This window comes from Methylosinus sp. DMC45, assembly GCF_056313885.1.
In genome coordinates, this window is the sequence record NZ_JBQUZK010000035.1 from 86,987 (window position 1) to 96,001 (window position 9,015).

Annotated in this window: 8 protein-coding genes and 1 tRNA gene; 2 read left to right on the forward strand and 7 right to left on the reverse strand. The window is 66.0% G+C overall.

The features are described 5' to 3' along the window. Window positions 1-2: 2 nt before the first annotated feature. A complete protein-coding gene (locus ACT53T_RS08570) occupies window positions 3-1,319 on the reverse strand; it encodes a glycosyltransferase (protein WP_476160896.1) in 1,317 nt (438 codons plus the stop codon). Here ACT53T_RS08570 and rlmN point away from each other — a divergent pair. Next, entirely contained in the window at window positions 1,294-2,568 is a 1,275-nt protein-coding gene (gene rlmN / locus ACT53T_RS08575) for a dual-specificity RNA methyltransferase RlmN (RefSeq protein WP_476160897.1), read from the forward strand. The two genes, ACT53T_RS08570 and rlmN, sit on opposite strands and share 26 nt — an antisense overlap. 101 nt (window positions 2,569-2,669) lie before the next feature. Here the strand turns inward: rlmN and ACT53T_RS08580 are convergent, their stop codons facing one another. The 3 genes from ACT53T_RS08580 to ACT53T_RS08590 form a co-directional block, all read right to left on the reverse strand. Further along, window positions 2,670-2,924 (reverse strand): hypothetical protein, encoded by a 255-nt coding sequence (locus ACT53T_RS08580; protein WP_400768309.1) that lies wholly within the window; start codon window positions 2,922-2,924, stop codon window positions 2,670-2,672. Between the two features lie 112 nt (window positions 2,925-3,036). Beyond that, the gene (locus ACT53T_RS08585; RefSeq protein WP_476160898.1) at window positions 3,037-3,534 is read right to left on the reverse strand and encodes a disulfide bond formation protein B; all 498 of its coding nucleotides are present in this window, start codon (window positions 3,532-3,534) and stop codon (window positions 3,037-3,039) included. After that, a complete protein-coding gene (locus tag ACT53T_RS08590) occupies window positions 3,531-4,112 on the reverse strand; it encodes a YqaA family protein (protein WP_400768313.1) in 582 nt (193 codons plus the stop codon). The genes ACT53T_RS08585 and ACT53T_RS08590 overlap by 4 nt, the downstream gene beginning before the upstream one ends. A gap of 161 nt (window positions 4,113-4,273) precedes the next feature. On the opposite strand from ACT53T_RS08590, the gene ACT53T_RS08595 reads away from it, so the two are divergent. Next, window positions 4,274-4,358 (forward strand) — tRNA-Leu (locus ACT53T_RS08595). Window positions 4,359-4,396: 38 nt separating this feature from the next. Here ACT53T_RS08595 and ACT53T_RS08600 read toward each other — a convergent pair. From ACT53T_RS08600 to ACT53T_RS08610, 3 genes are all read right to left on the reverse strand, one after another. After that, window positions 4,397-4,609 carry a SlyX family protein gene (locus ACT53T_RS08600; protein ID WP_476160899.1) on the reverse strand — a complete coding sequence of 71 codons (213 nt, stop codon included), beginning with the start codon at window positions 4,607-4,609 and terminating at the stop codon, window positions 4,397-4,399. Window positions 4,610-4,704: 95 nt separating this feature from the next. After that, window positions 4,705-5,625 carry a response regulator transcription factor gene (locus ACT53T_RS08605; protein ID WP_018265812.1) on the reverse strand — a complete coding sequence of 307 codons (921 nt, stop codon included), beginning with the start codon at window positions 5,623-5,625 and terminating at the stop codon, window positions 4,705-4,707. Beyond that, a complete protein-coding gene (locus ACT53T_RS08610; protein ID WP_476160900.1) occupies window positions 5,615-8,986 on the reverse strand; it encodes a hybrid sensor histidine kinase/response regulator in 3,372 nt (1,123 codons plus the stop codon). Before ACT53T_RS08610 ends, ACT53T_RS08605 begins: the two co-directional genes overlap by 11 nt. Window positions 8,987-9,015 lie beyond the last annotated feature (29 nt).

The window sequence follows — 9,015 nt, forward strand, 5'->3', positions numbered from 1 at the left end:
CCTTAAGCCTCGACCGCAATTGCCGCGCATCCGATCAGCTCGGCGATCTTCGCCGCGGCGGCGGCGGCGCCATCCTCGCGGCCGATGCGCTCGGCCGCCTCGCGAGCTTTCTCCCCATGACGCGCGTCGGCGAGCAGCGCGCCCAGCTCTGCCGTCAGGCGCTCGGCGGCGCAGCGCTCATAGGGCAGCAGCCGCCCGACGCCGAGACGCGCCACGCGCGCGGCATTGTCGTGCTGATCGCCGAAAACAGGGACGACGAGTTGCGGCTTCCCCGCGCGCAGCGCCTGTCCGCAAGTTCCCGCGCCGCCGTGATGCACGATCGCCGCGGCGCGCGGGAAAATCAGCGAATGGCGGATATGGCCGGCGACGAAAAGCTGCGGCGGCAGCCCCTCGGCCAACGCCTCCCTCTCCTCATCGGCGACCAGCAGCACCGCTCGGCGCCCGAGGCTCGTCGCGGCGCGGCCGGCGGCGCGGTAGAAGTCCGAGCGGGCGCGGACGACGAAGCTGCCCAGCGTCACGACGATCGGCGGCTCGCCCGCGGCGAGAAACTCCGCCAGCCCCGCCGGCAAATCCTCCGCCGCATCGGTGAAGCGATCGTGGAAAGTGTGACCGGCGACGAAGAGATCGGCTGGATGATCGGGCTGCGGCGGCGCCAGCAGCGGGCTGAGCAGGCCGAGCGTCCCCCGCGCATAGGGGCCGCCGGTCAAGAGCGCGCGCCCGCGCCGATGCGGCAGGCCGAGCGCGCGCCGCAGCCGCGCGATGGGCCGGCCTTGCCAGGCCAGAAAATGCGTCAAGGCGAAGCCGAGCGCCTCATTATAGGCGAGCGCCAGACGCGAGCGCGGCTGCGCCAGAAAGCGCGAGCGCGGGCCGAGCGGCGGATCATAGGCGGAGAGCAGAAAGAGCGGCGACACCACGCCGTCGAAGAGCGGAACGCCGAGCCGCTCCGCCGCGAGCTTGGCCGAAAAGCAGATGCTATGCGCGACGATCGCCGCCGCGCCCTCGCTGGCCGCGGCGATATCCTCATAGCTCTCGCGCAGATAAGGAAAGATCAGCTCGCGGAACATGAAGCCGTCCTCGCGCGCGACGCGCTCGGCGAGCCCGGCCATGTCCATGCCCAGCCTTTGGGCGAGCTCGTCGACGTCGGGCCGCACGGCGGCGAAGCCGAGCCCCTCGCTCTCGATCCACTCGCGATAGAAGACGCTGGTGGCGATCACCGGGCGAAAGCCGAGGCGCTTCAGCGCATGCGCGAGCGCCACATAGGGATTGAGGTCGCCGAGCGAGCCGAAGGTCGCTATGACGATTTTCCGCCCGTCTCCCATATCCGCTTCGTTCCCCTCTCCGCCCCATGGAGTCGGCCGGCGCGCATGTTATACTGATTTCTTCCCGAGAAAGAGGACCCAGATGACCGCCGCTTCCGCTTCCGATCCGAGGCCATCGCTCGCCGGCGCCACGCGCGCCGAGTTGGGCGATGCGCTGCGCGCCATTGAGATACCGGAGCGCGAGATCAAAATGCGGGTCTCGCAGCTGTGGCATTGGATCTATTTCCGCGGCGCGCGCGAGTTTTCCGAGATGCTCAACATCTCGAAGGTCGTGCGCGGCAAGCTCGCCGAACGCTTCACCTTGGCGCTGCCGGAGATCGCGGCGGAGCAGGTCTCCACCGACGGCACGCGCAAATGGCTGTTGCGGCTCACCCCCGTCGAGGCGAACGACAAGGGCGCGGAGATCGAATGCGTCTATATTCCCGAGAGCGACCGCGGCACCTTATGCGTCTCAAGCCAGGTGGGCTGCACGCTCAATTGCAGCTTCTGCCACACCGGCACGCAAAAGCTGGTGCGCAATCTGACGACGCGCGAGATCGTCGCGCAGCTTCTCGTCGCGCGCTCGCGGCTCGGCGATTTTCCAGGCCTCGAGCCGCCGACCGATGGGCTCGTGCCCTCGGGGCCGGATGTGCGCGCGGTCTCCAACATCGTCTTCATGGGCATGGGCGAGCCGCTCTATAATCTTGAGCAGGTCGAGAATGCGATCGAGATCATGTCCGACGGCGACGGACTGTCGCTGTCGAAGCGGCGCATCACCGTCTCCACCTCGGGCGTCGTGCCGCAGATCGAGAAGCTCGGCGCCGAATGCGGGCCTATGCTGGCGATCTCGCTGCACGCCGTGCGCGATCCGCTGCGCAATGAGCTGGTGCCGCTCAACAAGAAATATCCGATCCGAGAATTGCTCGACGCCTGCCGCGACTATCCCGGCGCCTCCAATGCTCGGCGCATCACCTTCGAATATGTAATGCTGAAAGGCGTCAACGACAGCCCGGCGGAAGCGCGCGAATTGGTGCGGCTGCTGAAGGGCATTCCGGCCAAGATCAATCTGATCCCCTTCAACCCCTGGCCGGGAGCGCCCTATGAGTGCTCCGATTGGGAGACGATCGAGCGCTTCTCGGACATTGTGTTCAACGCCGGCTATGCGAGCCCGGTGCGCACGCCGCGCGGCCGCGACATTCTCGCGGCCTGCGGTCAGCTGAAGAGCGAGACCGAGAAGCTGCGCGCGAGGGCGCGGCTCGCGGTGGAGTGAGCGACACCGAAGCGAGCCTGAAGGCTCGCGGTCCAAACTGCGTCCCGACCTCTCCGTGACCTCTTGGACCGCGAGCCTTCAGGCTCGCACTTCATAGCCCATCAGCCAAGCAGCCGACGCAGCGCCTCCGCGCTGGTGACGGGGCCATTGGCCGGCGCGCCCTTATTGGCGAGCTTGTCGAGCGTGATGAGAATCTTCGTCAGCTTGTCCTGCATCAGATTGACGTCATTCGCCAATTCATTGAAGCGATTCTCCAGCAGGATGAGATGTCGGCCGAGCGCCCGCGTGTTGGGCGAGCCGTCCGGGCTCGTCTGAACGCCTTGCGTCTGCATATCGTATTGCTGGAAGACTCGCATGGAATTCTCCGATTGCTCGCGAGCGGGCGGCGCCGCCGATTGAGAATGGACACGTCTCTATCGGGCAGAGGATGGCGCGAGCCGGCCCTGCGACAAGGCCGTTCGGAGAATTTCAGCGGTCGCCGCGCGCGGCGCGAAAGGCGATGGCGGCGAGAGCGGCGGAGATCAGCACATTCCAATTGCTGAGCGTGAGCGTGAATATGCGCAGCGCCGGACGATCGCAGCTCACCACTTTCATCTTGTCGAGCGAGGAGCGGAAATCGTCGAAGGAGCCGGCCTTGCTCAGCGCGCCCGTGCATTCGGAGGGGCCGGGAAAGAGCTTCAGCTCGACGCCGGAATGATAGAGCGCCAGCGCCGTTCCCGCCGCGAACAAAAGCCCGAGCAGCGCCAGAGCGACGCGCGCGGCGCCCTCGCCGCCCCGCTGCAGCGCTATGGCCGCAAAGGCGGCGAGCGGAATGCCGGCGTAATAGGGAATGCGCTGCTTCAGGCACAGCTCGCAGGGGGCGAAGCCCATCGCCTCGATGATCCAGGCGCCGCCGATGGTGGCGACCGCGACGCCGAGAACGGCCAGCGCAGCGCGCTGACGTGTCGAGAGCAGCGCCGCGATCACAGGAATTTCGCCGCGACGATGAAGCCGACGACGACGATCGCCGCCATCACGCCGATGAACAGGCCGAAATGCGCCTCCAGCTTGTCGCGCAGAAAATCGCCGAAATGATTGATGGCGGCAGCGAGGATGAAGAAGCGCGCGCCGCGCGTCACCAGCGAGAGCGCGAGAAACAGGCCGAAATTATAATCCATCAGCCCGGACACGATGGTGACGAGCTTGAAGGGAATGGGCGTCAGCCCCTTCACCAGAATGAAGAGCGCGCCCCAATGGGCATAGAACGCCCGCAGCGCCTCCATTTTGGCGGCATAGCCATAGAGATCGATGAGCCAGAGGCCGATCGTGTCGTAGAACAGCGCGCCTATGGCGTAGCCGAGCGCGCCGCCGGCCACGGAGGCCACGGTGCAGATGGCGGCATAGAACCAGGAGCGCTTGGGCTCGGCCAGCGACATGGGCAGGAGAATCACATCCGGCGGGATGGGGAAGAAGGAGCTTTCCGCAAAAGCTATGGCGCCGAGCGCGAAAGGCGCATGCCGGCTGCCGGCGAGCGACATGGTCCAGTCGTAGAGCTTTTTGATCATTTTCCAACCGGTTCTAAGGGCGAAGCGCCCCTCGCTTACCACCTTGCGGCGCCGGAGGCGAGGCTGGCGGCGCATCGGCCGTGCGAAACGCGGAAGCGCGCCTTGACGGAGGCTTCGGCCCGGCTAATATCCGCGCCGCGACGCCGGCCCCGCCGGCCCGCGCCCCTGTGGCGGAATTGGTAGACGCGCTCGACTCAAAATCGAGTTCCGCAAGGAGTGCTGGTTCGACTCCGGCCAGGGGCACCAAAAACACAACAAATTCAATTAGATAGACGGTCCCCGCATCAATAATGCGGCGGCGGTCGCTCCGGCGTGTCGCGGTGGCCGAGCGTCTGGAACTCCTCGCGCAGGCGAGCGATCTGCCGCTCCAGCGTGTCGATCCGTCGCCATTGCGAGGCGATGACGTCGTTCAGCTCGGCGACGGTCTTGTCCTGATGCGCGAGCGCCGTCTCCAGGGCGACGAGACGAGAGGACAAATCCGAAAGCTCACCGCTCATGAGGGCTCCATTGCGCCGCGCATTCCATCGGCCGGCGCGCGCATCCAAGCTTCGATCGAGCGGAAAGACAAGAGCTTCCGCTCCGTCTCCGCCCCTCAATCCGTCGCCAAGGCCTTCAGCGTCTGCAGCGCCACGGAAGTCGCGGAGGAGCGGCTATCGACGCCGAGCTTCACGAAAATGCGCTCCAAATGCTTATGCACCGTGCGGGGCGAGATGCAGAGAATCTCGGCTATGTCGTGATTCGACTTGCCGCGCGCGAGCCAGCTCAGCACCTCCGCCTCGCGCAGCGTCAGCGCGAATTTTTGCGCCAGAAGCGCCTCGTCGCTGACGCTCTGCGGCTCGGTCAGGCGAAACAGCAGCTCGTCGCCGCCGATCTCGCAGAGAAAGGAGACGGTGACGGCCTCCCCGGCCACGGCGGGCGCGTCATGTTCGCGACGCGCGGCCGCCTCCCGCAGCAGAGCCGAAAACGCCTCCGGCGGCTGCGAGCGCAAAATCTCGAAGGGGCCGAGACGCGCGGCGAGAAGATCGGCCGCCTGCGGCGTACACCAGAGCAAGCGGCCGTCGCGGTCCGTCGCCAGGAGATGGCGGCCCGTGGCGTCCAGCGCCACGCGTGCGCCGAAGGCGGCCTTGGCGTTGGAGACGTGAATGCGGATGCGGGCGACGAGCTCCTCTATGATGACCGGCTTCACCACATAATCGACGCCGCCAGCCTCGAGCCCCATGAGCACATGGCTCGTGTCCTTGAGCCCGGTGAGGAAGATCACCGGCAGATGCGCGAAGCGCGGATTCTGCTTTATGCGCCGGCAGGCGGCGAAGCCGTCGAGGCCGGACATCACCGCGTCGAGCACGACGACATTGGGCGTCACGCGCTCGAGCAGGGCCAGCGCCGCCTCGCCATTGGTGGCGGCGAGCGCGGTGAAATCGGCGCGCTCCAGCGCCTCGACGAGGAGGCTCAGCTCGTCGCGATTGTCATCGACGACGAGCGCCGTGTCGCGCTGGCGCAGATCAGCCGACATGCTCGACCTCCTGCGTCAATGCGGCCTCGAGCGTCTGCGCCAGCTCCTCGAACTCGAAATTCTGCGCCATGGCGCGCAATTGTGCGATCGCCGCGGCGCGCTCCGGCGCAGCAGCCTCGATCTCGCCCAGAGCGGTCTCTATGCCGCGGCTGTGGCCGACGCGACAGAGATGCAGCAGCTTCTCGACGCTCTCGCGCGGCAAAGCGAGCGCCGCAGGCGCAAAAGGCTCCGCGCCGGGGGTGGCGCGCGCCGTGACATAGAACCAGTCGAGTCCGAGCAGATTGCCGATGCGATCCAGCATTTCGGAGAATTCGATGGGCTTCACCAGAAAATCATCATGTGGCGAATCGGGGCCGCGGCGCTCCATCAGCTCATGGGCGTTGGCGGAAACCATCATGATCGGCGTCTCCGGCCCGAGCGCGTCGCGCAATCGCCGCGCCGCCTCCCAGCCGTCCATGCCCGGCATTGCGATATCGAGCATGACGAGATCGGGATTGCGCTCGAGGGCGAGCGCAACGCAATCGGCGCCATTGGAAGCCGTCAGCACGTCGAAGCCGAGCCCGCCCAGCGATTGGCGCATCACATCGATATGCGTCGCCGTGTCGTCGGCGACGAGAATGGTTTTGCGCGGCCCGGCATAGCCGCGAATCTGCGGCGGCTTCTGCCCCTCCGCCGGCGAGGTCGCGGCCGTGAGATAGAGGCGCACGGTGAAGCGGCTGCCGCGCCCGACCTCGCTCTCGACGCGCATCTCGCCGCCGATGATCTGCGTCAGCAGCTTGGTGATGGTGAGGCCGAGGCCCGTGCCGGGAATGGCCGAGACCGCCGCCATGCGGCCGCGCTCGAAAGGCGCGAAAATGCGCTGCATATCCTCCGGCATTATGCCGATGCCCGTGTCCTCGACGATAAATTCCGCAATGTCGTTGCGATAGGAGACCTTCAGCCCCGCATGGCCGCGCTCGGTGAATTTCACCGCATTGGAGACGAGATTGATGAGGATTTGCCGCAGGCGCTTCCTGTCGGTGCGCACATAGCGCGGCAGATCGGGGCTGCGCTCATAGCGGAAGGCGACGCCCTTGGCCGCCGCCTGCAGGCGAAACATATCGACGAGCTGATCCAACGTCTCGTCGATGCGGAAAATGTCGCGCGCCACATCGAGCGAGCCGGTCTCGATCTTGGCGACGTCGAGCAATCCGTCGATGAGATTGGTGATGTGCTCCGTGCTGCGGCGGATGACGCGCACCGCGTCCTGCGGGCGATCGGTGGCGTCGCGCTCCAGCAATTGCGCATAGCCGTTGATGGCGTTAAGCGGCGTGCGAATTTCGTGATTGAGCCCCGCTATGAAGCGCGTCTTGGCGATATTGGCGGCCTCCGCCGCCTCCTTGGCGCGCTGCAGCTCGGCGTCTGTGCGCTCGTGCGCGGCGATTTCGTCCTGCAATATCTCCGTCTGGCGGCGTGTCTCCTCTTCCGCCACGCGGCGGCTCTCTTGCGCGAGCACCAATGTCCAGGCGGCGACGCCCATGACGAGCAAGAGGCCGACGAAGACGATCTCCAGCGTCGTGCGAATGATCGGCCGCGCCGCCGGGCCGACGACGGCCGCATATTGGAAATAGATCGCGCCGAGGATCGCCGCGCTCGTCACTGCGAGCAGACCGAGCACGACGAGAAATCGGCCGGCGCGCGTCGAGAAGAAGGGCTGCGAGAATCTCGGCAAAAGAGCGGAGAAGAGCGCCCGCGCCTGCGATGCGAGCCGCGCCTGCGGCTTGCAGGCGTCCTTGCAGCGCATGTCCAGCGAGCAGCACAGCGAGCAGATCGCCGCGCCATAGGCCGGGCAGGACGCCATGTCATGCGGCTCGAACTCATTCTCGCAGATCATGCAGCGCATGGGCTCGCGAAAGACGGTCTGCGGGCGCGCGATATAATAGCGCCCGCCGGTGGCGTAGGCGATGAGCGGCGCGAGCGAGAAGGCGACGACGAAGCCGATGAGCGCCGACAACGGCGGCAGAGTGTCGCCGAGCAGACCATAGAGCGCCGCCGTCGAGACGATGAGTGAGCCCAGCATGGCGCCGCAGCCGACCGGATTGACGTCATAGAGATAGGCGCGGCGAAACTCGATCTGCGGCGGGCTGAGGCCAAGCGGCTTGTCGACGACGAGATCGGCGGTCAGAGCGCCGATCCAGGCGACGGCGAAATTGGAATAGAAGGCCAGGATGCTGTCGATGACATGGCTGACGCCGAACTCCATCAGCAGCAGCGCCAGAGTGACGTTGAACACCAGCCAGACCACGCGGCCGGGATGGTTGTGCGTGATGCGAGAGAAGAAGTTCGACCAGGCGATGGAGCCGGCATAGGCGTTGGTGACATTGATCTTCGACTGACAGACGACGACGAAGAGTCCGGTGAGCGCCAGCGCGAGGCCGGGCGAATGGACGAGGCTCGAGAAGGCGAGATAATAGATCTCGCTCGGTTGCGCCGCGCGCTCGGCCGAGACGCCGAGCGTCAGCGCCTGATAGGCGAGAAAGGAGCCGGCCGCGAGCTTGGCGACGCCGATCAATATCCAGCCCGGCCCGGCCGCGAAGAGCGCGAAACGCCAGCTGTGCTGGCCGATGCGCGCCGTCGTCGGCAGAAAGCGCAAATAATCGACCTGCTCGCCGATCTGCGGCAGCAGCGACAGCAGGATCGAGGCGGAAAGCCCGAAGAGCTTCAGATCGAAGGAGCCATCCAGCGCGCCGGCGGCGCCGGGAAAGGCCATCCAGCCGGAGATCGCCGGCGCCCCGACCACGATCAGATAGGCGAAAGGCGCGATTTGCAGCACGAGCCATATCGGCTGCGTCCAGAGCTGATAACGGCTAATGAAGCGAATGCCCAGCGCTGCAATGGGCAATATCGCGAGCGAGGAAATAGCGTAAGCGAGGCCGAGCGGAACGCCGAGGCACATTTGCAGCGCATCGGCCATGATCGTCGCCTCTATGGCGAAGAGAATGAAGGTGAAGCAGGCGTAGATCAGCGAGGTGACGGTGGAGCCGATGTAGCCGAAGCCGGCGCCGCGCGTCAGCAGATCCATGTCGACGCCATATTTGGCCGCGTAATGGCCGATCGGCAGGCTGGCGAGAAAGATCAGCGCGCCGACGGCGAGGATCGCCGCCATAGCGTTGGTGAAGCCGAACATCAGCGTCACGCCGCCGCCCAGCGCCTCGCAGGCGAGAAAGGAGATCGCCCCGAGCGCTGTGTTGGCGACGCGCCAAGGCGTAAAGCGGCGCGCCGCTTCCGCCGTGTAGCGCAGCGAATAATCCTCGAGCGTCTGGTCGGCGACGAACTTGTTGTAGGTCCGGCGGACCGGGAAAATTCGCTGCTGCTCGCGCATGCTCTCTTTACGTTGGGGCGTCGCCCGCG